The sequence below is a fragment of the Pseudomonas monteilii NBRC 103158 = DSM 14164 genome (genome assembly GCF_000730605.1).
GTDB lineage: Bacteria > Pseudomonadota > Gammaproteobacteria > Pseudomonadales > Pseudomonadaceae > Aquipseudomonas > Aquipseudomonas monteilii.
The window spans coordinates 18,188-41,588 of sequence record NZ_BBIS01000025.1 but is presented as its reverse complement, the minus strand read 5'-3'; the positions used below and the strand labels follow the sequence as shown (position 1 = coordinate 41,588).

Annotated in this window: 24 protein-coding genes and 2 pseudogenes; 14 read left to right on the top strand and 12 right to left on the bottom strand. The window is 53.9% G+C overall.

What is annotated here, in order from left to right; translation table 11 throughout:
* Positions 1-106: 106 nt before the first annotated feature.
* Entirely contained in the window at positions 107-1,081 is a 975-nt protein-coding gene (galE, locus tag PM2_RS14285) for a UDP-glucose 4-epimerase GalE (protein ID WP_028699174.1), read from the top strand.
* Between the two features lie 46 nt (positions 1,082-1,127).
* Here the strand turns inward: galE and PM2_RS14280 are convergent, their stop codons facing one another.
* From PM2_RS14280 to PM2_RS14250, 7 genes and pseudogenes are all read right to left on the bottom strand, one after another.
* A complete protein-coding gene (locus PM2_RS14280; RefSeq protein WP_016715296.1) occupies positions 1,128-1,934 on the bottom strand; it encodes a CpsD/CapB family tyrosine-protein kinase in 807 nt (268 codons plus the stop codon).
* A gap of 11 nt (positions 1,935-1,945) precedes the next feature.
* On the bottom strand, positions 1,946-3,508 hold the full coding sequence (locus PM2_RS14275) for a GumC family protein (protein WP_016715297.1): 1,563 nt from the start codon (positions 3,506-3,508) through the stop codon (positions 1,946-1,948).
* Between the two features lie 19 nt (positions 3,509-3,527).
* A complete protein-coding gene (locus PM2_RS14270) occupies positions 3,528-4,643 on the bottom strand; it encodes a hypothetical protein (RefSeq protein ID WP_019096226.1) in 1,116 nt (371 codons plus the stop codon).
* 24 nt (positions 4,644-4,667) lie between these two features.
* Positions 4,668-5,225 carry a polysaccharide biosynthesis/export family protein gene (locus PM2_RS14265; protein ID WP_019096225.1) on the bottom strand — a complete coding sequence of 186 codons (558 nt, stop codon included), beginning with the start codon at positions 5,223-5,225 and terminating at the stop codon, positions 4,668-4,670.
* 264 nt (positions 5,226-5,489) lie between these two features.
* The gene (gene eppA / locus PM2_RS31190; protein ID WP_016487266.1) at positions 5,490-5,666 is read right to left on the bottom strand and encodes an EPS-associated small membrane protein EppA; all 177 of its coding nucleotides are present in this window, start codon (positions 5,664-5,666) and stop codon (positions 5,490-5,492) included.
* Between the two features lie 250 nt (positions 5,667-5,916).
* Entirely contained in the window at positions 5,917-6,459 is a 543-nt protein-coding gene (locus tag PM2_RS14255; protein ID WP_028699173.1) for a helix-turn-helix domain-containing protein, read from the bottom strand.
* Positions 6,460-6,535: 76 nt separating this feature from the next.
* Positions 6,536-7,756: pseudogene (locus PM2_RS14250) on the bottom strand (short-chain fatty acid transporter); the annotation flags it as partial.
* A 595-nt stretch (positions 7,757-8,351) separates the two neighbouring features.
* Here PM2_RS14250 and PM2_RS14240 point away from each other — a divergent pair.
* The 11 genes from PM2_RS14240 to PM2_RS30745 all read left to right on the top strand — a co-directional run bounded on the left by PM2_RS14240 (position 8,352) and on the right by PM2_RS30745 (position 17,532).
* On the top strand, positions 8,352-8,549 hold the full coding sequence (locus tag PM2_RS14240) for a hypothetical protein (protein ID WP_028699172.1): 198 nt from the start codon (positions 8,352-8,354) through the stop codon (positions 8,547-8,549).
* 36 nt (positions 8,550-8,585) lie between these two features.
* On the top strand, positions 8,586-8,819 hold the full coding sequence (locus PM2_RS14235; RefSeq protein ID WP_028699171.1) for a hypothetical protein: 234 nt from the start codon (positions 8,586-8,588) through the stop codon (positions 8,817-8,819).
* Between the two features lie 109 nt (positions 8,820-8,928).
* Positions 8,929-9,435, top strand: a complete 507-nt coding sequence (locus tag PM2_RS30750) for a hypothetical protein (protein ID WP_154670328.1) — start codon at positions 8,929-8,931, stop codon at positions 9,433-9,435.
* Positions 9,436-9,444: 9 nt separating this feature from the next.
* Entirely contained in the window at positions 9,445-9,681 is a 237-nt protein-coding gene (locus PM2_RS14230; protein ID WP_028699170.1) for a hypothetical protein, read from the top strand.
* Between the two features lie 12 nt (positions 9,682-9,693).
* Positions 9,694-11,922 (top strand): hypothetical protein, encoded by a 2,229-nt coding sequence (locus tag PM2_RS14225; RefSeq protein ID WP_028699169.1) that lies wholly within the window; start codon positions 9,694-9,696, stop codon positions 11,920-11,922.
* A gap of 51 nt (positions 11,923-11,973) precedes the next feature.
* Positions 11,974-12,252, top strand: coding sequence for a hypothetical protein (locus PM2_RS14220; RefSeq protein ID WP_028699168.1), 279 nt, complete (start codon positions 11,974-11,976; stop codon positions 12,250-12,252).
* Positions 12,249-12,524, top strand: coding sequence for a hypothetical protein (locus tag PM2_RS14215; protein ID WP_028699167.1), 276 nt, complete (start codon positions 12,249-12,251; stop codon positions 12,522-12,524). The genes PM2_RS14220 and PM2_RS14215 overlap by 4 nt, the downstream gene beginning before the upstream one ends.
* A gap of 200 nt (positions 12,525-12,724) precedes the next feature.
* Positions 12,725-12,985: a hypothetical protein gene (locus tag PM2_RS14205; protein ID WP_028699165.1), complete on the top strand. Its 261-nt coding sequence runs from the start codon at positions 12,725-12,727 to the stop codon at positions 12,983-12,985.
* Between the two features lie 483 nt (positions 12,986-13,468).
* Positions 13,469-14,605 carry a hypothetical protein gene (locus PM2_RS14195; RefSeq protein ID WP_154670327.1) on the top strand — a complete coding sequence of 379 codons (1,137 nt, stop codon included), beginning with the start codon at positions 13,469-13,471 and terminating at the stop codon, positions 14,603-14,605.
* 1,317 nt (positions 14,606-15,922) lie between these two features.
* Complete coding sequence (locus PM2_RS14190) at positions 15,923-16,621, top strand: recombinase family protein (RefSeq protein WP_028699162.1); 699 nt, start codon at positions 15,923-15,925, stop codon at positions 16,619-16,621.
* A gap of 584 nt (positions 16,622-17,205) precedes the next feature.
* On the top strand, positions 17,206-17,532 hold the full coding sequence (locus PM2_RS30745) for a hypothetical protein (RefSeq protein WP_154670326.1): 327 nt from the start codon (positions 17,206-17,208) through the stop codon (positions 17,530-17,532).
* Positions 17,533-17,577: 45 nt separating this feature from the next.
* On the opposite strand, the gene PM2_RS14185 is transcribed toward PM2_RS30745, so the two are convergent.
* The 5 genes and pseudogenes from PM2_RS14185 to PM2_RS14165 all read right to left on the bottom strand — a co-directional run bounded on the left by PM2_RS14185 (position 17,578) and on the right by PM2_RS14165 (position 21,507).
* Positions 17,578-18,102 (bottom strand): hypothetical protein, encoded by a 525-nt coding sequence (locus PM2_RS14185; RefSeq protein WP_042132028.1) that lies wholly within the window; start codon positions 18,100-18,102, stop codon positions 17,578-17,580.
* 4 nt (positions 18,103-18,106) lie between these two features.
* Complete coding sequence (locus PM2_RS14180; protein ID WP_080694006.1) at positions 18,107-19,654, bottom strand: recombinase family protein; 1,548 nt, start codon at positions 19,652-19,654, stop codon at positions 18,107-18,109.
* Positions 19,655-19,717: 63 nt separating this feature from the next.
* Positions 19,718-19,924: pseudogene (locus PM2_RS14175) on the bottom strand (TIGR00366 family protein); the annotation flags it as partial.
* A 192-nt stretch (positions 19,925-20,116) separates the two neighbouring features.
* Positions 20,117-20,773 (bottom strand): CoA transferase subunit B, encoded by a 657-nt coding sequence (locus PM2_RS14170; RefSeq protein ID WP_028699159.1) that lies wholly within the window; start codon positions 20,771-20,773, stop codon positions 20,117-20,119.
* A gap of 35 nt (positions 20,774-20,808) precedes the next feature.
* Complete coding sequence (locus PM2_RS14165; protein ID WP_016715303.1) at positions 20,809-21,507, bottom strand: CoA transferase subunit A; 699 nt, start codon at positions 21,505-21,507, stop codon at positions 20,809-20,811.
* Positions 21,508-21,645: 138 nt separating this feature from the next.
* Between PM2_RS14165 and PM2_RS14160 the strand changes: the two genes are divergently transcribed.
* Positions 21,646-22,551, top strand: coding sequence for a LysR family transcriptional regulator (locus PM2_RS14160; protein WP_016715304.1), 906 nt, complete (start codon positions 21,646-21,648; stop codon positions 22,549-22,551).
* Complete coding sequence (locus PM2_RS14155; RefSeq protein WP_016715305.1) at positions 22,539-23,360, top strand: aldo/keto reductase; 822 nt, start codon at positions 22,539-22,541, stop codon at positions 23,358-23,360. Before PM2_RS14160 ends, PM2_RS14155 begins: the two co-directional genes overlap by 13 nt.
* Positions 23,361-23,401 lie beyond the last annotated feature (41 nt).

Genomic DNA, 23,401 nt, shown 5'->3' with positions numbered 1-23,401 from the left:
GGCATCTGGCCATCTACGCTCAAGTCACCTGTAGCTGGCCAATTCACCTGAACTTTTCAGGGACGGTTCACCGCGTTTGTAAAACAGCAGGTCACAGGAGGTGCGGATGAAGTTCCTGGTTGTCGGTGGCGCCGGCTACATCGGCTCGCATATGGTCAAGCACTTGATCGCTGCTGGCCACGAGGTGGTGGTGGCTGACCTGGTTGCACCTGCACCTGGCGTCCAATGGGCCAAGCTGGATATCGCCGACGAGGCCGCACTGGATGTGTTGTTTGGCGTGTGCCGCTTTGATGCCGTCTTTCACTTTGCCTCGTTCATTCAGGTAGGCGAGTCGGTCAGCGCGCCTGGCAAGTACTACCAGAATAATGTCGCGGCCACCCTTAGCCTGCTGCAGGCCATGGTGAATGCCGGCATCAAGCATCTGGTGTTTTCTTCCAGCGCGGCCGTTTACGGTAATCCGCTCTATATTCCAATCGATGAAGGGCATGCCAAAGGACCAATCAACCCATATGGGCTGAGCAAGTGGATGGTCGAGCAGATTCTCGAGGACTTCGACCGGGCCTATGGCTTGAAATCGGTTTGCCTGCGCTATTTCAATGCAGCAGGCGCTGACCCGGAAGGCCAGCTGGGAGAGCGCCACGAGCCCGAAACCCACCTGATCCCGCTGATCCTGCAGGCTGCCTCGGGCCGACGTGAGGCGGTGACGGTGTTTGGCCGGGATTACGACACGCCGGATGGCACCTGTATACGCGACTACATCCATGTGGCCGACCTGGCGGCGGCGCACGCGCTGGCGGTGGATTATCTATTGAAGGGTGGCGAGCGTACGGCGTTCAACCTCGGCAATGGCCATGGTTTTTCAGTGCAGGAAGTGATCGATACTGCCCGTGCGGTGACTGGGCGTGAAATCCACGTAATCGATGCACCGCGTCGCGCCGGCGACCCGCCCCGGCTGGTGGCCGATGCTGGCAAGGCGGTGAAAATATTGGGCTGGCGGCCGGAGTTTGTATCGCTGGAGCAGATTGTGCGGCATGCGTGGCAGTGGGAGTTGCAGTATCCCTGGACTATGCGGCAAGGCTGACATCTTCGGGGGCTGCGTAGCAGCCCCAATGGTTGCATTTGAAGCCTCAATAATAGGTCCGCGGTTGCTCGTCGGCCTTGTTCAGCACGGTCCCGATCAGGTTCACCTGCCCCAGGTGATGCAGGCAATCCTCGATTTCCTTCTTGTTGTTCATCCCGTTGGCCACCACCAGCAATACACAGTCGAACTTAGGTATCACGGTGATCGCATCATCAGAGCTAAGTAACGGTGGCAAATCGAAAATACAGATGCGCGACTCGTAGCGGTTGCGCAAATCGCTGATCAGGTTGTTCACCTTGGGCGACGACAGCATCTCGGTCGACAACGGCACAGGTACCCGCGTAGGCAGCACTACAAAGCGCGGCAGGGTCGGGTTGACCAGGCATTCCTGCAGTTCGGCCTTGTCCGTCAAAAACTCATTCAGCGCCTGTTCCATGGGCAGGCCCAGGCTGCTGCCGACCTTGGGCCGGCGCAAGTCGAAGTCCACCAGCAGCGCCGTCTTGGTGGTGTGGTGGGCGATGCTCATGGCTAGGTTGATCGCCAGCACCGTCTTGCCCGCCTCAGGTGTGGGTGAGGTGATGGCCAGGGTACGCCAGCCGTTTTCGTCCATAAGCCTGAGTACCTGCGTGCGCAGCAGGTCGATCGGCCCGTTCATGCTGGAGTTCTTGTTGTAGGCCACGATGCGGTGACGTTCAAGGTGCTCCGCGCGAAGCGGCACTACCTTGGTGTTCACGTAGTCGAACTGGCCAGGCACTTCCGCCAGTGCCGTCCCCGGGGCAGGTGACAAGGCCTGGGGAGTTCCCGGTGTCACCGGGTGAACGTTATTGCCAATAGCCGGCTTGATCCTGTCCATCACTGCTTTCCCTATGCAAACCGAGACATGACTTTGAACAACAGCACATCCAGTGGCATGTAGAACACGTGCACCAGCACTACCATGATAGCCGCCAGTACCAGCGCCGCCAGGATCAACCCGTTCCGCCAGCGTTTACGCCTGGCCACATCCGCTTTGGTATCGATGTACGGCACCGCCACCAACACGCGTTTGCCCAGCAGGTTTTCCAGGGCACCGACGCCGCGCACACGCTGGTTGAGCATTTCCAGCAGCATCACCAGTGCACCACCGCCTGCCGGCGCCAGCACCAGCCCCAGAGCCGCGATTTTCTTGCGGTTGGGCTTGATCGGCTTCTCTGGCATCAACGGTGGCTCCAGCAACACGAAGCGCTCGGCCTTGTTTTCCTGTTCCAGGCTTTCGGTAATCTTCGCGCCCATTTCCTTGGCGCGGATTTCTTCGTACTTCTTGCGCGCGTTGTCGTGGTCGCGCATCAAGGTCACCAGGCCACGTTCGACCTGCGGTGCTTCGAGGATCTCGGCCTCGTAGCCTTCCATCTTTTTGGTCAGTTCGCGCTTCTGCTCGGCCAGCGAACTGATACGTTCCTGGGCTGCACTCATCTTGGCGCGCACGCGGGCAACATCGAGGCCCACCGTGGAAGCCGCTGCCGTGCGACCGCCCGTGGCTTCGAGCGCCTGAATCTTGCGTTTGATCGCCACCACATCCGGGTGAGCGTCTTTGTAGCGAGTCAGCAAGCGGGCGTATTCAGCCTTCAGGCTCGGTAGATCCTCGGGCTGGTCGGCGCTCGCTGATTTGCTGCCTTCGATTGCCTTTGTGGCCAGGCCAGCATTGGCGGCGGACAATTCCAGCTCAAGGTAGCGCAGCTCTTCCTGGGCAGCCTTGTAGTCACGGTCGACTTCACGGAATTCCAGCTCCGAGCGCGACAGCATGTTCATGCGCAGGGTCTGGTGCTCGGGCAAAGCGTTGGCATGGGCTTGCTTGAAGTCGGCCAGCTGGTTTTCCAGGCTGGCCAGCTCGGCGCCCAGCTTGTTGGCCTCCTGGGTGAGAAATTCGGTGGTTTCGTTGGCCCGTTCGGTGCGCTGCTTGAGGTTCTCGTTGAGGAACAGCGTCACCAGTTCGTCAGCCACTTCCTTGGCCACTTGCGCCTGCTTGTGCTCGAAGGACACATTGAACGCTACGGTGGCTTCACCCCGCCCGCGCACGAAGGTGGTGAGGGTTTCGACCACGATGGCATTGCGCATCTGGTCGATCTTGTCGCTTTCGCTGAGGCGCTTGTCGGCGAACAGGTCGTACTTGCCGATGATGCGCAGCAGGTTCCCACGGGTCATCACCCGCTGGCGGATCACCTCGATGCGCTCATCGGCAAAGCTGGTGTTGTTGGTAGACACCAGCTCGGGCGAAATCTGCTGCGACTCCACCAGGATAGTGCCGGTCGACTGGTAGATCGGCGGCACCATCAACGCGACGGCCACGGTCGCGGCAAGAATGACTGCGGCACTCACCCCTAACACCAGGGCCCTGTCCTTGATAATGGCGATGTAATCCCTGAGGGAGAGTTCGTAGTCAGACTTCATGGGGCCACCTGCCTGAAGTTCAGATGTCGGGGTACCTGTACGTCAACGTCAAACCAACGATTGTCGCGGTTGCATCCGCTACATGGTCCTGCTGCCGTTCCTTGTACATCAGCGACAGGCGCAGGTCCCAGTACGGCGAAAACTGGCGGCTGGCCCATACGCTGTAAGTCTGTAACGTGTTGGGGCTCTGCCCCTTGCTGTCTTGCCAGGCCGCGTCCGCGCCCACCCGGTTCAGCTCGCTGACCGCATAACTCCACACACCGCGCACCTGGTCCAACTCGGCGAAGCCACCTTCGGCGCTGGCCACCGTGCTGCGTTCGGCAGTAAAACTGGCATCTGCGCGCACTCCGGTGTAGAGCAGCGACACGCCGCCCTCCCCGCGCCGGCCGCCTTCATCACCGGATACTTCGTTGACGCCTACGTGCGCGTCGGCGCTCAGGCGATCCGAAAGCTGGTACTTGATCCCCACCGCCGGGGTGTAGCTGTTGGAGGCTGTCGCGGTAAGGTCTTGCTCGGGCTCATACCGCCGCGCGCCGAAACGGGTGTACAGGTCGGCCCGCTCGCTCCAGGCGTAGGTCCAGGTAAAGACGTTCGCCAATTCGTCGTAACCCGTCAGCGTACTGATGTCATAACGGGCCCGGCTGTACGTGGTTTCGTTACTCAGGGTGCTGCGTTCGGTAACCGCCTGGCTCCAGTTGCCGGTCAGCGTATACAGCTTTTGCGTACCGTCGGTGGTGATCACGCCAGTGTCCAGCACGGTTCCCGACAGGGTCGAGCTTTCGTTATAGCGTGCCACCAGGCCAAAACGCCCACGCTCGGTCGTGCGCTGCCAGCCCAGGCTCAGGTCAGGGTCTTCCCGGTCATCGACTATGTCCGTGTCGGATGAGCGCAACACATGCATGCCCAAGCCCAACCTCAGTTCGTCACGGTCGAAGGTACCGATCAGGGTGTAGTCCGGCGCAATGATCGTGCGCGTTATGCCCTTTTCCCCCGACGTGAGCAACAAAGGGTTGCTGTCGTATTCGACGGATGTCGGTACCACCACCGTGGACTGCCAATTTGCCGCCAGGACCGCGTCCGTGAACGGCAACACCAGAATTGCCGTTGCAATGCGTGTTGTTTTAAGAAGATGCATTAAATGTTCTTATTAAAGGCAAGATCAAGGAACGACCAGCGTGTCGCCAGCCTGAAGTTGGATGTTGGTGGACATGTCCCGCCCAGACACCAGGTCCTTATATCGCACGGGCAGGATCTTTTGGGAAGCGCCAGTGCCACGGACCACCTTGATTTCGCTTTCGTCCGCAAACTTGTCCAGGCCGCCCGACATGCTCAGGGCCTGAAGCACCGCCGTAGGGCCTGCCATTTGTACAGGGCCCGGCTTGATCACTTTGCCTTGGACATAGACCAGGTTGCCGGCGATGCTCTTGACGACAACGCTGACGTTCGGGTCGGGGAGGAACTTTTCGAGTTTGGCAGCGACTTGCTTTTCAACCGCCGTGACATCCAGCCCGGCAACATTGATGCGCCCGGCCAGGGGGAAGGTAATACTGCCATCGGGAAGTACGGTGGCTTCTTGACGCAGGCTGTCTTCCTGCCACACCGAAACCATGACGACATCGCCGGGGCTGAGCAGGTAAGTCGCACTGCTCTGGTCGGCGTTGCCCACGCCAGACCACACAGTCAGCATGCAGAATGCGGCAATCAACGAACGCTTCATGAGGGTCCCTCCGGCCAAATGGCCCGACAAAGAGCACTGAATGAGAACAGCACACCAACTCTCGCTCCGCTTCGCGACCGACATCCGCCGCGATGGCCCCTACCTTCCTGGAGGCCTTTACCTTGACGCTGTATACGAGGGCTGCAACGTGCTGCAACCGTGGGCCTCATGGGCTAATGGGAATATAGCAACGGTTGGGGAATTCACAAGCCAGGCCCAAGGCTTGGGGCAACGCGTTGTACTTTATAAACGTGCCGAGCAGGTTCAAATCTTTCTTCTGTTAGCCACCAGCACAAAACCCACAACAGCAAAAGCCAACAACCAGCCTGCGGTTGAAACAGGAATGATACTGTTTTGATTTACATACGAATCTGCTGCGCGAGCGGCACCACTCAGCAACACCAGCAAAAACATCGATTTGATAATCAGAGTCGTGCGCATACGCCCCTCCAAAAAACAGGAAAATCAATTAGTTATTTGCGTGGTGTGGCGAGAGTTGTTTCGCTGTTGAATTGAGCTTATGGGCACAATGACACTACGTCAATGATCCGACACCATAATAAAATTCAATGGACGATGGGCGCTATCGTCAAAATACCGACATGCAGAATGTGCAACCGTACACTGTCGGAATGGAGGCTGTGCATCACGGTCGAGAAGGCATGGGGCCGTGCCACACGCCCCTGGCTTTTCATTCGTCCGCGTGGTGAACCACGACCAGCAGCTGCGCCGGTTGCGCACCCACCGAGCGCAGTCGGTGGGGTGTCTGGGCGTTGAAATGCAGGGCATCGCCCTGTGCCAGCAGCACCCGCTCGTTCATGAAATCCACCTCGACCTGGCCGGCATGCACGAACAGGAACTCCTCGCCCTGATGCTCCTTGAACGTGGGGTCAGTGAATTCGGAAGGCGGCTGGATCAGGAACGGCAACAGGCTGCGCTGCCCCACCTGGCTGGTGAGGGCCGCGTACCCCGGCCCTCGCCCATCGCCGACCAAAGCCTGGCGTTCGCCATGGCGCACCAGACTGTAGCGGCTCGGCCCTGTCTGTTCTTCGGCGAACAGCTCTTCAACATTGACGTTCAGCGCCCGCGCCAGCTTCAGCGCGGCTGCGATCGAGGGTGTGTTGAGACCACGCTCGACCTTGGACAGGTAGCTTTTGGTCATGCCGGTCTTTTCGGCCAGCACTTCCAGAGTCATCCCCAGTTTCTTACGCAGCAGTTTCAATCGGATAGACATGTGACGCGGGTTTCCCAGGCTGAGGCAGCCATGATACGCGTCTGAAAGCTGACGCCAAGCCTGAGAGCCCCTTTAACTACGGCATTACCGGCGGCACATACTGCAGCGTCGTACCTAGCGCCCACAGCAACACCAGCACCAGCGGCACATGCACCAGCAACTGGACGAAGGAAAAACCGATCAGGTCGCGCGCCTTGAGCCCTAGCACGCCCAGCAGCGGCAGCATGTAGAACGGGTTGATCAGGTTCGGCAGGGCTTCGGCAGCATTGTAGATCTGTACCGCCCAGCCCAGATGGTACTGCAGGTCGTTGGCCACCAGCATCACGTAAGGCGCTTCGATGATCCACTTGCCACCGCCGGAAGGGATGAAGAAGCCCAGCACCGCCGAATAAACGCCCATCAGCACCGCATAGGTGTCATGGGTGGCGATCTGGGTGAAGAACAGCGAGATGTGGTGCGCAAGGGTCTGCTCATCCACACCTTTGACCTGGGTAAGGATGGCAGCAATCGAGCCATACAGCGGGAACTGGATCAGCACCCCGGTGGTGGTCGGTACCGCTCTCGCTACGGCGTCAAGAAAGCTGCGCGGGCGCCAGTGCAACAAGGCACCCAGCATGATGAACAACAGGTTGTAGGTGTTCAGCCCGGAAATCGCCGTGATCGCAGGTTTAGTGGCGAACTCCTGGTACAGCCAGCCAGCAGCCAGGGCCACCAGCAGCAGAATCAGGATCGGGCTGTGCTCCAGCCACTCCCCCGGGCGCGTACGTTGCGGTGCCGGTGGCGCGGTGAAACTGGGGTCGACACCGCAGTCTTCGGCGCTGCGTGCACTGTTTGGCCCAGGGGCCGTGGCGTAGGCAATCACCAGCGACACCACCACCAGCGCCGCCAGCATTACGCCGGATTGCCAGAGGAAAATGGTTTCGGTGAACGGGATGACCCCGGTAATCGACAGGATCGAAGGGGGCAGGCTGGCCGGGTTGGCTTGCAGTTGAGCAGCCGATGACGACAGGCCCAAAGCCCATACCGCGCCCAGGCCCAGGTAGGCAGCAGCACCTGCGGCACGGTAGTCCATTTTCAGCTCGGTGCGCCGTGCCAGGGCGCGTACCAGGAGGCCACCGAATACCAGCGACAGGCCCCAGTTGAGCAAAGAGGCCAACATCGAGATCAGCGCGACCCAGCACACTGCCGAGCGACCATTGCCAGGGATGCGCGCCAGGCGGTCGATCAGCCGTGCAGCAGGCGGCGAGCTGGCCACCACATAACCGCCGATAACCACGAAGGCCATCTGCATAGAAAAAGCTGCATTATCGTAACGCAAATCCTCATAGCACATTTGCGTGCTTAGCGCAACTATTTGTTGACAAATCTTAGAATCGTGTTATAATATAGGTGTAGAAAGGGAGATGAGAGAATGTCAGGTTCTTCAACTCTCCTGATATTAGATTCTCCCTCTCTTCCAATTCCTCTAGTAGTTGTTTGACAGTCCTCCCTGTCTTTTGACGACTACCAGTAGCGGTCAATTCCTTCTTATTGATCACGTACAATGCTGACAGCACATTGGCTACGAATGTTGTCTTAAATTCCGATTTCATTGCTTCAATTTGCAATGACACTCTCGCAAGGGGCAGCGGTGCCTCCTCTCAGTTCCGGTAGTAGCTGGCGAACACTACCGCTAATTCTTCCTATCATACCTACCATATCAGCAAGCTGTTCTGGAATCGGCCTTTGGTCAATTCTCCAGATGGGTTGGGATTGTGCCGCGTGTCACAAGCTGGCTACACGCACTCAAATCCTTATGTTAAGCAGACCCAAAAAGTCTGCTTTCTTTTTGCCCTTAAAAAACATTCTTAGCACATTTCCCGCTAACAAATTCATCCTCAAGGAGATACCAAATGGCCAGTAGTGTCGTAATCAACTGTGCGTGCTGCGGAAAGGCAGTGATCACAAAACACAAATCCAAGAATCGCACCTGCTCCACATCGTGCTACTTCAAGCTCTACCGTGCTAACAAAAAGCTGGAGAAAGCAGAAGCTGAGAAGCAAGCAATCATCGAAGCCTTCCTAGCTGAGCAAGCAGAGAAGCCCATCTGATCCATCAGACAACCCCCCAACTCATTAGGAGAAATTATGGATATCACAATCAACGTAACAATCAACTTTGCTCCAGAACAGACAGTTGCTGAAAACATGAGAGGCCGACGCCACCTCACGCCAGCAGAAGCACAAGCCAAACAAATAGAACAGGAAAAGCAGCAAGATAGCTTGCTTCGTGCTCAGCTACACAAACAACGTTTAACTGAGAAGCTGGAACAACTATTTGGCAAAGACACAGCGCTCCAGTACCAAGCAGGGGTACTGTGATGCTTACAATTTTCTGCATGTGCACATCCGCCTTATCCTTCGCTTGCTTCTGTCAAGCAACAACCACAGCCGTAGCCGCTGCTAAACAATTTCTAAATGGAGAATCCAAATGACTTACAAGCCAGAACAAACACGCCGCATCCTTAAAACTGAACAAGCTGCATACGTGCAGAATGCAATTGATCGTGCAAGAACAGCACCAGCAGCTTACGAAGGTAGTCTTGATCCTACAGGTAGCACAGTGTTTTACCACACTACAGTGCATGAAGCCCTTGAGCATTACGCTGATTTGAAAGCAGCAGGCTGGACACTTCAACATACAGCACCTGTCTTCTACGATAAGCTGAATAGCTTTGTAGCAATCAAACCAGAATCTGTATTTGAAAAAGACATTCCACAAATCGCTGCCCGTGCAGAAGCTGCTTATATTGCAGAAGTAGAAGCCCATAACAGACAAGCACAAAAGCTTCAAGAGCGCGCTAAGGAAATCCAACTGGAATTTGATCGCCGCGAAGAAGAACGTAAGGCACTTCTAATGGCTGAGATTACAAAGGAATTTGAACAGAAAGCCCGTGCCCAGTTTGTTCCAGCAGCCAGCAATGGCCTTCACCACTAAGGACTAACAATGTCGCTTCTATTTACATGGATTCCAGCAGTACCAGCCAACGCACTGCCATACGATCAAATCATTAGTTCTGCCGATGTGCTTCAAGCATTGGCAGATTACACCTGCAACTACATCGGGGAAGACTTGTACAACATTACTGCTGGTTTGCTGGGAACAGCATGGCAGTGGTTGTATATGGGCATGGATTCATCTCAATTCAACGAGATGCTAGACGCCTTCTTCGACCTAACATAAGGACAACAGAACATGGCTGCACATAAAGAAGAAATAGCCCAGCTTACAGGCTCGTTGAGATTCAATGTAGAGAGTGCTGGGTTTAAACGTTTTGAGAATATGATGAAAAATGCCAGCAAAACACTGGCAGCTTTCGCCCGTCAATATGAAGCCCTCTCCAAGCAGATGGCAAAGACCCTGAAACTCAAAATTGACACAACAGCGGCTGACAAGGCCAAGCAAAAACTTGATGCAGCCACCAAACGTCAAGCACATGCTGAGGCTGCTCTTAGCAACCAACAACGTAAGACATTCACTGCCGAGCTACAGCAACAGAAACTGAAATACGCAGGCACCAAAGCTCAACATCAGCTTAACAATGCTGCTCTACAGAGCCAGAAGGATGCCGCTGTTGTAGCTGCTAAAGCGGCTGCAAGCCACGCTAAGGCACAAGGCACAACCAAGGCTCAGCTAGCCAGCCAAAACGCTCTAACGGCCTCCCTGACACGCCAAGCGAAGCTAGAAGCAATTCTAGCGAACACCCGTGCTGCAACTCAGAAGGCCAGCCAGCAACACCTAGCAACCCAAACCAAGCTCCAGCGTATTCAACAACAGATGAATCACGCTCAGCAGCAAGCACACTACCGTGCTCAACAACAGCAAGCCAAGATGGCAGCAGCCCAGCAGACAGCTCAGAACAAAGCACAGAACGCCACACAGAGCGCCGCAAGGTTCCAATGGGCACAACAACGTCATGCAGCGTGGCAAGCCCGTCAGAACGCTCCAACTCCAAGCTCTGGCATGTTCGGCAGTGGTATTGGCAATGTGTTGGCTGTAGGTGGTGCGATTGGTGGTATCGGTGCTGCTGTAGCCCTGCTATCCACAGCCGTCTCCAAGCTGGGCGAACGTATCGACCAACGTAAGGAATCGGTGCAGGGTGCAGAAGCCTTCAATGGGATGTTCACTGCCATCAGCCGTGACCCGAAGGTGCAAGCGATGTGGCGAGATACGTTTATCAAATCTCAGCTCGATAACGGGGGCACAGTTGACACGGATTCTGCCAAAGATTTCCGTAACTTCGTGATGGCTCAGCTTGCCTACAACAAAACGCCTGACCAAATCACCAAAGGTTACAACCTACGCCAGCAGGCTTTTGCAATTGGCGGAGCCACCAGAGACGACGCAAAGGAGCTAAACAAGCAGCTCGGTCAGATGAGTTCGGATGGTACAGGTAGCAAAGCAGATTACGACATTATCAACGACCGTATGCCAATGATGGCTCCATACCTTGTCCGTGCATATGGTGAACAAAACAACATTGCAGACCGCCAGAAAGCCTTGCAGCAATTCAACAAAGACCTGAAAGGCGGTAAGGGCGTTAAGTATTCTTGGTATGAACGTGCTATGGAACTCATGGTTAAAGAGAACCAAGGCATGTTGGATGATCGTAAGAAAACTGTATCTTTCGCACAAAACCAAGCTGATGCACAGAAATTCTTGAATGATAACCACATCAACACAAGTGCAGAATTGTCTTCTGCTTTGAAGGATAGTATTCAAGCGAGCAAGGAGTTTGACAACGCCCTGCAACCTGTTAACGAATCTCTCAAAAATTTCGACCAAGGTTTGATCCGTGCTAAGACTGCAATCTTGTATTCTCTGCTGGGCAAGAACCCTGATGGTTCTGTTAAGAAAGATTCTAACACTGCCGAGTCTGGTGTATTCAGTCTGGATGCTCCCGCCATTAACCCATCCGCAGGTGTACAGCTTGATAACTCCAAGGAAGCAGCAGCGAAAGCAGCAGCAGCCGACCCAGTTAATAAATTCTGGAACTGGATTTTCGGTAACGATAGGCAAGATAGTAAATCTGACACTCCAGCCCCTGGGCTTCTAGGCTCTCTTCCAGACTTCAAACTCGACACATCCAAGCTACTCAGCAATATGCCAGATTACACAGCTCTAGCTTCCAACCTTCCACCATTGCAAGCAGCCGCTACAGGCTTCAAGACGATGCAAGATCAAATGTCTTCCAGCAGCGTCATGCCAACGACAAATCAAACGTTCAATTCTCCAATCACGGTTGAAGGCTCTAAGTTTGATATCACTATCAACGGCAGTGCAACGGAGAAAGACAAGCAAGAAATGCTTGATTTCATGAAAGCAGGACTGGCAGAGCAAGAACTTAGCATTCCGCGTGTTGCTCAGAAAGCTGTTCTAGATGTGTTTGGGCAAGCCAGAGCACAACAGGCAGAACGACAATAACCGAGGGGGCACTCAGCTCCCTCATCCTTTCACCATAAACAAGAGAACAAAATGAATCACCCTTTAGCATCTTTCATCATGATGCTGATGTTTTGCTTTACCCTTTTTCTCTCCGTGCATTCATACAAGATGCAGGACGACTATCAGCGACAAGCCCTCATCATCATCAAGCAAAGCCAAGACTACACAGACAGACAGGTTGCACATTTGAAAGTGAATTCTTTCGATGTGATTGCATCCTTGTCCCTTTCCACAAGACGCCTCGCCACAATCGAATGCTACAAACAAGGCGAGTGCAAAAAGCCCAAAGACATGGAGAAGCCACAATGACCGAAATTCAAAAGCTAAAAGACGAAGCTACAGAGAAATACCAGAAGCATGGCAAGTGGCATGTGATCTACACCAACTACATCACAGACTGCTTCAAAGAGTACGACAGCCTCACAGCCAAAGGCTACAAGCGCGCTCCAGACAGCTACCTCATTGCTGAAAACATGAATCTGACTGTTAACCAAGTGATTCGCATGGAGAAGCCAACCAAGCTGCAAGCACAAGAACTAAAAGAAATTCTGGATAAAATCGAGAAGGAGAACGCAGAATGAAAATGCAGTATAGCCAAATCAAAAACCATTATGACCAATACGAAGCAGCTTACAAGTACCTAGAAGACTGGTACGGCCACCACGTGCCATATATGTTTCCAGACCTTGTAGGCCATCTGGTGCGAGCAATCGACTACAACGTCTCTGAATCTCAGTTCAAACGGGACGCAAAAGCAATGTACAACGTGTAAGGAGCCTCGATGCCAAAGATCAAAGAGTATGCAAATGACGTAAAGAGCTACCTGCTACTACACAAAGTCTCCAACCTCATCGTAAAAGATTTCCAATCCAGTCAACGCCTATCAGTTCCAGAAGAATACAAGCTGATCCAAGTGTCTGAGACAGTGCTTGAGAAATATCACAATACCCTGGAAAAGCACTCAAATGGCACGTGCGTAGATGCTGGAGAGTTCGCCATCCTCAGTCCAAGCTTTCTGGAATCATTGAAACTAACACATTGAAATATTTGCAGATAAAGTGCAAATAATTGTTGACATATTGGATATCTGTTATAAAATATGTATGTAGCAGTAGAAATGTTTTAGTTGGAGCAATTCCAACTTTAGTAGCCCAAAAGCTACATGCCTCTGTAACCTCATATAACGCGATTACAGCGACGTTAGCTTAGCCCTAAGCTACCCTACATACCCCCTGTTTTAACACAGCCAAAGGCCGCATTCTACGGGCTTTCCAGTAGCCATTTCTGGCATCTGACTAGTCACTCAATCCCCAACTCATCACCAAACTCCATTGGAGAAAATTTATGCCTGTTCAAAACAAACGTGCTTGCAGCTTGAAAGATCTTACCTGCCGTGTATGCGGTAAGGAGTTTGTTCGCAGGAAAGTCCAACCTGTGTGCTGCCATGCCTGCAATCTGATTTACAAATCGACCTGCACAGGTCAATCCAACACCGTATCCCAAGCCGACCTTCAAGGAGCTAGCAATGACCCAATCCGTAACAACCAAGAACAAGCCTGAGCCTTCCAAGAAGGCGAATATCTGCAAAGCCGCCAACTGTCGTAAACAAGCCAAGTCGAAGTTTTGTTCTGCATCGTGCAGAGTCGCTTTCCATCGAAAAGCAGAAAAGAAGAAATCCCCAAGAGTGGTTAAGACAGCCATCGATTACATGGATGGCAGTTTCTGGACGAAGCTCTGCAACCATCTTGGCCGTTCTGGCACTGTCGAAGCATCCCCATACAACGAAGGCGAATATCTAGCCCTTAGCAAGCTGGACAAGCAGTGTGCAGCCTTCAACGGTGATGCTGGCCGTATCTATGAATTGAGCCACATCATTCCAGCATCTAAAGGCGGAATGTTTAATCTGCAAAATCTTGTCATTGCTCCAGTTTCCATGAACCGTGCTCACGGCTCTTCTCATTTCGGGTATGGTGAAGGTGTTGACCTGACAGAAGCCAACCCACAGTTTCTAATCACCACTAAAACCCCTCACGAAGTCATCAAACAACTTCTAATCGATCTCCATGGTGAAGCATTCATGCTTAAAGAAGCCAAGGCCGTCAAACCTGTCAGATCCACACGCAAAGCTGACTTGGCACAGGTGCTGATGAAATTCGATCCTGACAATGACGTTCATGCCGATCTACTCAAGAGTGTTGAGTTTATCAATGGCTTGAATGGGTATCAGATGAAACAGGCACTTGATGTTGTTACCGGCAAGAGCACAATGCCCATCTACTTCACTCCAGCAGCTTCTACAGCGTCTGTGTTCATTTCTGAACTTGCACGCATGGCAGAGTACCGTCCTGAACTGGAATCCGTTTCCAAACGCCTTACAGAAGCTCTAACAACACAGAAGCACTGTGCATCGGCATTCACCACAGAACACGCCAAAACATTGTTCAACCTGCTACATGGCAAAACTCTGGTGCAATCTGTCATTGACCAACTGATCTTGGAAAACACTATCGAAATGCGTGTTCGCTACGGCACAGGATTTGATTTCCATGTCATCGATGATCACCACAGCTTCTGGCTCAATGACCGTCCTGACAGTGTATCGTTCGTATCCCACTGGGCCATCGCCCAAGATGCAGCAGCATCTTTGGAGTCGCCATTCTGACGATAGACAGCCCGTAAGGTAGGAGTACGCATGTAACGCTTACTCCACCCTCTAGGCCGCGGATTACAAGGGCTCCAGCCGTTTTCCAATGCAGAAAATCTGCATGGAAATGGGTGATTGCCAATGCGTGAGGGCGGGCATCGCCCTACAGCACAGCATTGGAACTGACTCACTGTAGAGCCGACATACAGGCTAGCGGAGCGATGAGAATCATCCTTAACGGATTAACGAAAGACAAAATACAAGTTGACACAAACCCAGAATTCTAATACACTTCGTGCCCCGCACGGAGTGGATATGCTCCTACTGGAATTGCACCAGCGGAGCGAGAGGTGATGCACTCAGGAATGAAGTGACGCACGAATACAGCGTTAGCTGTAATTGTTATATCTACTAATCATTATCAAGAAGAAAAGTGCTCTTCTGTCTGAGCGTTAGCGAGTGCTTTTGCTTCTGCTCTTCTGTAATCCGTAGGATTGAGTGTTATCTCCCTGTCGCGTAGCTACAGGCTGACAGCTTTCTGATTTTTGTTACTTTGGTTTTGTTGTGTTGGATGTACAAGCCTCCGCTAACGCTACGTCCTTCTTAGTGGCATTCCTCGATAGTTTGTCCTCTCCATGCGTTCGCATAATTGTCCTTACGGACGATGCACCACTTCGTTCATGATGTTTTGTCCTCAGCAGCGCAAAGGCTTCTCTTATATGTGCGACACAATCACATCCACTACCAAGGCTACCAGAACCCAGTGGATTATCCTGCCAAACTCTACTGAGAAAGGGTAAATCTCCGTGCAGAAATACCCTGAATAACCCCACATTATCCACTAATTTTGTAGTGGTATTCCCCCGTCCGTTAGGACATACCCCGTCTCCTTGTCCGTGAGGACAATCCTCCATTCTCGACGTTCTGAGCAGCCTTAGCAGGCTCGACAGCCCGTATTCTCTGGCTTACAGGCACGTGCAAACATTCCTTCGTAACAGTTATGCGACAGTTGTACGTCTGGCCACAACGTCAGATGTATTAAGCAAAACGGTTTCTCTCTCGCAACAAACCAGAAAAATTTCATTTTCACATTCTGGAGTGAGGGCGGTCTGCTTGCCACCTCACAGTTAGACCATTCTGTCAACACCCAGTATCAATTTTCAGTGATTCTCCCAAACTCTCCAAATTCAGAATTCCAAATAGCATCCGTTCTCATCGTTCATGTTCCAGTCCGACTGATTCCAGATTTACCATTTGCACAGACGACCGTTAGCCCAGTTGATAAATTGAATCAGGGTTGATAAAATGAGCACACACCCAGCTGAGGAATCGCCCATGAACGTTGTTGCCTACTACCGAGTATCGACCAAAGGGCAAGGCGAATCTGGCTTGGGCATCGAAGCCCAACGGGAGTATGTGGAACGTGCTGCCCAACAGCAGGGCTGGAACATTATTGAAGAGTTTGAGGATGTGGGCGTGTCTGGTGGCCTGCACCCTCTGGAGCGTCCAGAAGGGGCCAAGGCGTTCGCTACTGGTTATCCGGTAATCGTTGCCAAGCTGGATCGTCTGAGCCGCGACGTTGAGCACATCGCTGGCCTGATGAAACGTAATACGTTCAAGGTGGCCACAATGCCCAACGCCTCTACAGTAGAGCTCCACATCTACGCTGTGCTGGCTGAGCAAGAACGTACATTCATCAAACAGCGCACCAAAGACGCTCTGGCATCCCTTAAGAAGCGTGCAGAAGCTGGAGACGCTGAGGCCGTCCGTAAGATCAACAATCGTGCAGAAGCCCAAGCCAAGGGGCGTGCTGTCGCTGACATTTCAGCAGCTAACACTGTGCGTATGGCAGGTGTGTCGAAGTATCAGGAAAGCATCCGCCCGCACCTGGAGTCGTGCCTATACAACAAGATCAACACGCTTCAATCGGTCGCTGACTGCTTGAACAGAAAGGGCCAACGTTCTCCACGTGGCTCCAATTTCACTGCCACATCTGTAAGGCGCCTTATGCTGGCCCTCAACGTGTCGTTTTAACACGCCAGTGTATTCTGGCCCCCTTGAGGTAGGAGCCCGAGTGTAACGCAGGTATCCGCCCCAACCCTGCGTATTACGTGGCCTCCAGCCACATTCTAATGCAGATTTTGTGTAGACATTTGTCTACGACAGATCCTATTCACATAGTGAGTAATTCCCCTCTCAAATGCGAGCCATCAGAGCTTGCCCCACGGCACGCCCTGCCAGAGTTATTTCTATTTTCCAAACGTTTCTCATTTGGGCAGCCGCAATTGCGTTAAGAAGCTCTGCGGATACCCCCGATTTCAGAATCAGTTTTCCTGAGCTTCAGCGATTACTTTTTCTGGCTGGAATCTGAGAACACCTGCAAGTGCTCAAAATTTTTGGCGGCGGGATTGGATTTCGTACAGAAATGGTCCTTGCAGAATTCCTGCTAACATTCTAGAATTGGATCACATAACACATTCTAGAGGTGCAAGACGATGGCAACACCAGTTATCCCAATGCCAGAAGGTACTGTGCTCAGGTCTGACATAGGCCAATCGTGGAATACCCAACACGGGTATGTCCAAACGCCGTCCAAGCACTGCGACAGGCCAGCTCTGATGTCTTCTTTTCAGGCTTCTGGTCAAGAATCTCTGACATGGCTACGCGGACAAAGCCAAGATGGTGTGCTGGTTCCTCCCTACGCCACGTTCCGTACTTGGCTACCCGGTAACAAGCCATCCCCAGTGCAAAAACCATCCACCACACCTGCTCAAGCAGCGACTATCCCAAATTCCCCCGAGGCTATCAAAGCTGAGATTGCACGCTTGCAGGGTGCGTACAAAACCAGCTTACAGTCCAAGGTTGACAGCCTGAAAGCTAAGATTGAGGCCATGCAAGAAGAATTGGTAGCAGCAGAGCTGGAGCTGGAAGAGCTTTCCGCTTAAACACGATGTAATGCATAAGCCCGCCTAGAGCGGGCTTTATTTTATTTAGAAGAAAGTCCAACCATCAACGACCTTGAAATCTATATACTTGGCCATTTGTGTTTCAAGCACTAGCAAGTCATTTTTCAATTGATCAAACGCTTTGTCGTTCCTATCGTGTAGTGCGCTAGCACTCGATCCGCCTGTCTTCTGATCTTCTGCCTTAGCTTTTCGATATGCACCAATAGGGCCGCCACAATCCTTGATGCTAGTAAGTGTGTTGAAAACTCCGTCTTTTTCATCAAATAAAAATTTGGATTCTCTGTAGCATCTGATGAATTGCAAACCCTTTTCTTTAAAATCTTCATCATCTTCGCCCCATGCAGCTTTGTAATAATCCAGAGCAGAGAGATAGACATTGAATCGCTTGTTGTAAAGATCCAGCTTCACTTTTGCACTGGCGATCTTCATCTGTGTATAGCCCACAGTGAGAGTGGCAATGCTTATCAGTGCAGCTGCAATGCTCAGGTAGAATGTTACAGATGTGTAGATCGGATTGCTGGCTACAGTGCTTACAGCTTCTACTGCCATTTCTTCATTCCTTAATAAGATTTAATTTCAAGCCCAAAGCTTCCATAATGTTTTCACTCCCGTTCCTGAAAGGTGCAACAGGAATAGCCGTAAATTGTCCTGCGGACGATTGCCCACCTTCCTTCACAACGTAAGAATCAGATGCACGCTGATACCCAACATACTCCCATTCTCTGATTTCTCCGTGCGTCGTGACAAGCTTGCCATCCATAGTGCAAGTGATCGTGTAACCAACCGTCTGCAAGTCTGCTCCAAGCTGCATAGGATCGGCGTCAGTGATTTGAATATCCTGCACCTGATCCAGAATGGACACATCTGATCCGCTCGCACTGATAGACTCCAGTTCCTTCTGTAGTGTCTCCCTCTGTGCAGACAGCTCATCAAATTGCTGTACTAGCTCAGGTTCATCACCAATTCTACCAATAACACGTGCTAACCCTTGCAACCTCTGTGTAATGCTGGCAATCTCGCCCTCAATCACAATCACACGCTTCTGATTGACAGTGAGCTTCTTCTTGCGGATAGCCTCAACCCTGGCCTGCTGTGATGTTTTCAGTAGCACGAATTCTACAACAGCTAACGGAACACTCTTGCTGTTCTCGCACTTCTCAGCAGTGGTCATAAACCGATTACTACACTGCAACACCGTAGGCTGCTCCTTGAACACGTGGTAATTGTAATTACGTCCACAGTGCCCACACTTCACAATTCCCGTCAGTGCGTGCTTAGAGGGGCTGGCAGGCCGTGTTGTCTTATTCCCTGCAATGCGTTCTTGCACACGATAGAAAAGCTCAGGATCGACCACAGCAGGGTATACATTCACAATGTCACCCCAATTGCCAATGGCAATCTTGTTCTGTAACCAGCGTTTCAGCGTGCTCCCGTACAATCCCTGAAATTCAGGGATGCCAGTTTCCTGCAACCTTCTGAGAATCCTACGCTCGCCAAACCCATCGGCGTACAGTTCAAATGCTTGTTTGATATGAGGTGCGAGGTGTTCGATTAGCTGCCCATCACCATCAAGCCATAGAGGTGTGCGTCTCTTAGGAATTTTGCCCTGTGCGGCTTCCTCTCGACGCCTGACATAGCTTTTGTTAACACGTTCGCTAAGCCGTTCTGAGAATTGGTTTGCAGCCTGTATCTTGGCAACGAGCAGGTAGATGTGCCCCCCGTTCAAGCTGTCTTTCGTATACTCAACATCATCGTCCAATGTGTACAGTGACACACCAGCTCTGAGAATTGGAGTGATTACAGTGGCGAGCATATCGGCTACATCGAGTCGCCCAGCACGGTCGAGAGCTTCGACAAGGACAACAGCACCCGGACGGATGAAGCCAGCTTCTACAGCGGCCAGCAGCTCACCCATGCCACCTTCGATGTGCGCACCTTTCCAACCAGATTTGCCCAAGTCCTCAAAGCTGAGGTCTGACGGTTCGTAATCGGGGTGTTGAGTGAGCCAGTGAGCCACTTTGGCATCCTGCCGCCATTCGCTACTGCCCTTGGCCTGTTTACCACTCGAAAAACGGATGTACGATATCGCTTGTTTCTTCACACAGCCCCCGTGAACGCTGGCCTAAACCTTAATGGGGCTAGTCTACAGGATTGCAGCCTAAAGTATGGTGAACGGAATCAGGCTCCAGAAGCCATCGCCAAAGGCTTTGGCGGTGTCGGTCGGCTTGGCCCCCATGGCCAGCGCGCCGATGCACACCAGCAGCACCGCCAGCGCGGCGAACACCCAGGAATCGGGGAACCAGCGTTCCGCCCAGTTGGAACAACGCAAGGCAAAGCGGGCGGAGCGGCTGTCTTGGATTTCAGCGGCCACAGTTGAATTCCTTTTATTGGTTTTATCGGATAAAACAGCAAAAACACAAAACCCCTGTAGGAGCAGCTTTGTGTCGCGAAAGGGCCGCAAAGCGGCCCCTGATCTCAGCGTCGAGGCCGAAATCGCGGGGCTGCTTTGCAGCCCTTTCGCGACACAAGGCCGCTCCTACAGGGGGCGGTGTAAAGCGAGTGATTAGAAGGTCATTTCCTTCACATCATCCGGCACGATCAGCTTGCCGGCGGTTTTCTCGATGATTTCCTCAACGCTCACCCCTGGTGCGGTCTCGCGCAGGATGAAGGCGCCGTCTTCGATTTCCAGGTAGGCCAGGTCGGTCAGCACCTTGCGGATGCAGCCAGCGCCGGTGAGTGGCAGGCTGCACTGCGGCAACAGTTTGGACTCGCCGTCCTTGGAGGCGTGGGTCATGGTGACGATGATGTTATCGGCGCCAGCCACCAGGTCCATGGCACCGCCCATGCCCTTGACCAGCTTGCCCGGGATCATCCACGAGGCGATGTTGCCATGCACGTCCACCTCGAAGGCCCCCAGTACGGTCAGGTCGACGTGGCCGCCTCGGATCATGGCGAACGACTGCGCCGAATCGAAGATCGAGGCACCGCGGCGGGCGGTGACGGTTTGCTTGCCGGCGTTGATCATGTCGGCATCAATCGTACTTTCGGTCGGGAATTCGCCCATGCCGAGCAGGCCGTTTTCCGATTGCAGCATCACATCCATGTCGGCGGGGACGTAGTTGGCCACCAGGGTCGGAATGCCGATACCCAGGTTCACGTAGTAGCCGTCCTTCAGTTCGCGGGCAACGCGTTGCGCCATCTGTTCGCGGGTCAGTGCCATGGTCAGGATCTCTTTGTTGTTCTGGTGGATGGCACTCAGGCCTTGACGGTGCGCTTTTCGATACGCTTTTCGAAGGTGCCGACGATAACCCGGTCCACATAGATGCCCGGGGTATGGATTTCGCTGGGCAACAGGACGCCTGGCTCGACGATTTCTTCCACTTCGACCACGGTGATCTTGCCGGCGGTGGCTGCCAGCGGGTTGAAGTTTTGCGCCGTGTTGCGGTACACCACGTTGCCGTAGTGGTCAGCCTTCCAGCCCTTGACGATGGCGAAGTCGCCTGTGATGGACTCTTCAAGGATGTACTTGCGGCCCTTGAACTCGCGCACCTCCTTGCCGTCGGCAACCGGGGTGCCGTACCCGGTGGCGGTGTAGAACGCCGGAATACCGGCACCTCCTGCGCGCATTTTCTCGGCGAGGGTGCCCTGCGGAGTCAGCTCCACCTCCAGCTCGCCGCTGAGCAGCTGGCGTTCGAACTCGGCGTTTTCGCCCACGTAGGAAGCGACCATCTTGCGGATCTGCCGGTCTTCCAGCAGTACGCCCAGGCCAAAGCCGTCGACGCCGCAGTTGTTGGAAACCACGGTCAGGCCCTTGACGCCGCGCCGCTTGATTTCGCCAATGAGGTTTTCCGGGATGCCGCACAGGCCGAAACCACCGGCCAGTACCGTCATGTTGTCGGTCAGGCCTTCAAGGGCCTGTTCATAGGTTGCAACGCGCTTGTCCAGTCCGGCCATGCTGATCCGCCTTTTGTAGTTGTTGAACCGACGAAGCTGTCGGTGAGCGTGTGCAGACATCTTCACCGTAAGCGACTGATTTGTTAATTTTGTTTTCGTCATTGATTGATAACTTTTACAAAACAAAAAAGGCCTGTCATGAACGTCAAGCAACTGCGTGCTTTTGTCGCCGTGGCCAAGTATCAGAGCTTTGCCCAGGCCGGAGAGCACTTGCATGTGTCACAGCCCGCTCTCAGCCTGACCATCAAGGCGCTGGAAGAAAACCTCGGCGGTGCCCTGCTCAGCCGCACCACGCGCAGCGTCAGCCTGACCGCCGAAGGCGAAGTGCTGCTGCCACTGGCACGGCGGCTTCTGGCCGATTGGGACGACACCGAGGAGATGCTGCGCCAGCGCTTCACCTTGCAACTCGGCCGCGTGGCGGTGGCAGCCATGCCGGCCTTCGCCGGCAACCTGCTGCCCCACTCGCTCAAGGTGTTTCGCCAACGCTACCCCAAGGTCAACGTCACCGTGCATGACGTGATCAATGAACAGGTGCAGGAACTGGTGCGCCATCGCCGCGTCGAACTGGGCATCGGCTTCGAGCCGGACAACATCGACGGGCTGGACTTCCACCCGTTATACATGGACCGTTTCGTCGCGGTGGTGCCTGCCGACTCGCCCCTGGCACTGCTGCCCGAGGTGAGCTGGGCACAGCTGATGGCCGAAGACTTCGTCGCCCTGCAACGTCCTTCGGCAGTGCGCCTGCTGATGGAGCAGAATGTGGCCCCCCAGCACGGCAAACTGGCCGTGGCCTTCGAAAGCCACCAGTTGGCGACCATCGGCCGCATGGTCGCCAGCGGCCTGGGGGTCAGTGCCGTACCGGCGCTGTGCATCAACCAGATGCAGGAGCTGGGCGCCCGTTGCGTGACCTTGGTTGAGCCCACGGTCGAGCGGCGCATCGGCGTGATTGCCCTTAGCGAACACAAGCTTTCCACCGCAGCGCAGGCGCTGCTTGAGGTTCTGCATTCCAATACCCGAATCCCGGAGGTGAAATGCGTTACGTGAAACTGGCAGGTTCGAGCGTTCCGGCCATTGGCCAAGGCACCTGGTATATGGGGGAAGACCCTGGCCGCAAAGCTGCAGAAGTGGCGGCCTTGCAACAGGGCATCGAGCTGGGCCTGACCCTGCTCGACACGGCAGAGATGTATGCCGAAGGCGGTGCAGAAACAGTGGTTGGCCAGGCCATTGCGGGGCGCCGCGACCAGGTGTTTCTGGTCAGCAAGGTGTACCCGCACAATGCCAGCTCACGCGGCATGGCAGCTGCCTGCGAGCGCAGCCTCACGCGTTTGGGGACCGACTGCATTGACCTGTACCTGCTGCACTGGCGTGGCCAGCACCCGCTGGAAGAAACGGTCGATGCATTCGAGCGCTTGCGCGAGCAAGGCAAGATCAAGCGCTGGGGCGTGTCCAATTTCGACGTAGACGACCTGCGCGAACTGCACAGCCCTGACTGTACCACCAACCAGGTGCTGTACAACCCGGCTCAGCGTGGCATCGAGTTCGACCTGCTGCCGTGGTGCGAAAAACGTGCGCTGCCGATCATGGCCTACTGCCCGCTGGCTCAGGCCGGGCGCTTGTTGCAGCACCCCGTGCTGGCAGAAATCGCCGAGCGCCATGGTGCTACACCGGCCCAGGTCAGCCTGGCCTGGGTGACCCGCAACGACGGGGTGATCGCCATCCCCAAAGCCGTGACACCTGAGCATGTGCGGCTGAATGCTGCTGCGGGTTTATTGACCTTGAACAGTGAAGACCTGCGAGCGATAGACCGGGCGTTCCCGGCACCGACGCGCAAGCAGCGGTTGGCGATGGTATAAGCACCCAGTCTTGAGCATCTTGGGGTTGCTTTGCGGCCCCA

Coding starts and splice junctions, on each gene's coding strand:
- PM2_RS14185 (WP_042132028.1), bottom strand. CDS start 18,102: ATGGCAGTAGAAGCTGTAAGCACTGTAGCCAGCAATCCGATCTACACA.
- eppA (WP_016487266.1), bottom strand. CDS start 5,666: ATGCGCACGACTCTGATTATCAAATCGATGTTTTTGCTGGTGTTGCTG.
- PM2_RS30745 (WP_154670326.1), top strand. CDS start 17,206: ATGTCTTCTTTTCAGGCTTCTGGTCAAGAATCTCTGACATGGCTACGC.
- PM2_RS14265 (WP_019096225.1), bottom strand. CDS start 5,225: ATGAAGCGTTCGTTGATTGCCGCATTCTGCATGCTGACTGTGTGGTCT.
- PM2_RS30750 (WP_154670328.1), top strand. CDS start 8,929: ATGACTTACAAGCCAGAACAAACACGCCGCATCCTTAAAACTGAACAA.
- PM2_RS14205 (WP_028699165.1), top strand. CDS start 12,725: ATGCCAAAGATCAAAGAGTATGCAAATGACGTAAAGAGCTACCTGCTA.
- PM2_RS14225 (WP_028699169.1), top strand. CDS start 9,694: ATGGCTGCACATAAAGAAGAAATAGCCCAGCTTACAGGCTCGTTGAGA.
- PM2_RS14275 (WP_016715297.1), bottom strand. CDS start 3,508: ATGAAGTCTGACTACGAACTCTCCCTCAGGGATTACATCGCCATTATC.
- PM2_RS14170 (WP_028699159.1), bottom strand. CDS start 20,773: ATGGCACTGACCCGCGAACAGATGGCGCAACGCGTTGCCCGCGAACTG.
- PM2_RS14215 (WP_028699167.1), top strand. CDS start 12,249: ATGACCGAAATTCAAAAGCTAAAAGACGAAGCTACAGAGAAATACCAG.
- PM2_RS14190 (WP_028699162.1), top strand. CDS start 15,923: ATGAACGTTGTTGCCTACTACCGAGTATCGACCAAAGGGCAAGGCGAA.
- PM2_RS14255 (WP_028699173.1), bottom strand. CDS start 6,459: ATGTCTATCCGATTGAAACTGCTGCGTAAGAAACTGGGGATGACTCTG.
- PM2_RS14220 (WP_028699168.1), top strand. CDS start 11,974: ATGAATCACCCTTTAGCATCTTTCATCATGATGCTGATGTTTTGCTTT.
- PM2_RS14230 (WP_028699170.1), top strand. CDS start 9,445: ATGTCGCTTCTATTTACATGGATTCCAGCAGTACCAGCCAACGCACTG.
- PM2_RS14165 (WP_016715303.1), bottom strand. CDS start 21,507: ATGGCCGGACTGGACAAGCGCGTTGCAACCTATGAACAGGCCCTTGAA.
- PM2_RS14240 (WP_028699172.1), top strand. CDS start 8,352: ATGGCCAGTAGTGTCGTAATCAACTGTGCGTGCTGCGGAAAGGCAGTG.
- PM2_RS14270 (WP_019096226.1), bottom strand. CDS start 4,643: ATGCATCTTCTTAAAACAACACGCATTGCAACGGCAATTCTGGTGTTG.
- PM2_RS14195 (WP_154670327.1), top strand. CDS start 13,469: ATGACCCAATCCGTAACAACCAAGAACAAGCCTGAGCCTTCCAAGAAG.
- PM2_RS14160 (WP_016715304.1), top strand. CDS start 21,646: ATGAACGTCAAGCAACTGCGTGCTTTTGTCGCCGTGGCCAAGTATCAG.
- galE (WP_028699174.1), top strand. CDS start 107: ATGAAGTTCCTGGTTGTCGGTGGCGCCGGCTACATCGGCTCGCATATG.
- PM2_RS14280 (WP_016715296.1), bottom strand. CDS start 1,934: ATGGACAGGATCAAGCCGGCTATTGGCAATAACGTTCACCCGGTGACA.
- PM2_RS14155 (WP_016715305.1), top strand. CDS start 22,539: ATGCGTTACGTGAAACTGGCAGGTTCGAGCGTTCCGGCCATTGGCCAA.
- PM2_RS14235 (WP_028699171.1), top strand. CDS start 8,586: ATGGATATCACAATCAACGTAACAATCAACTTTGCTCCAGAACAGACA.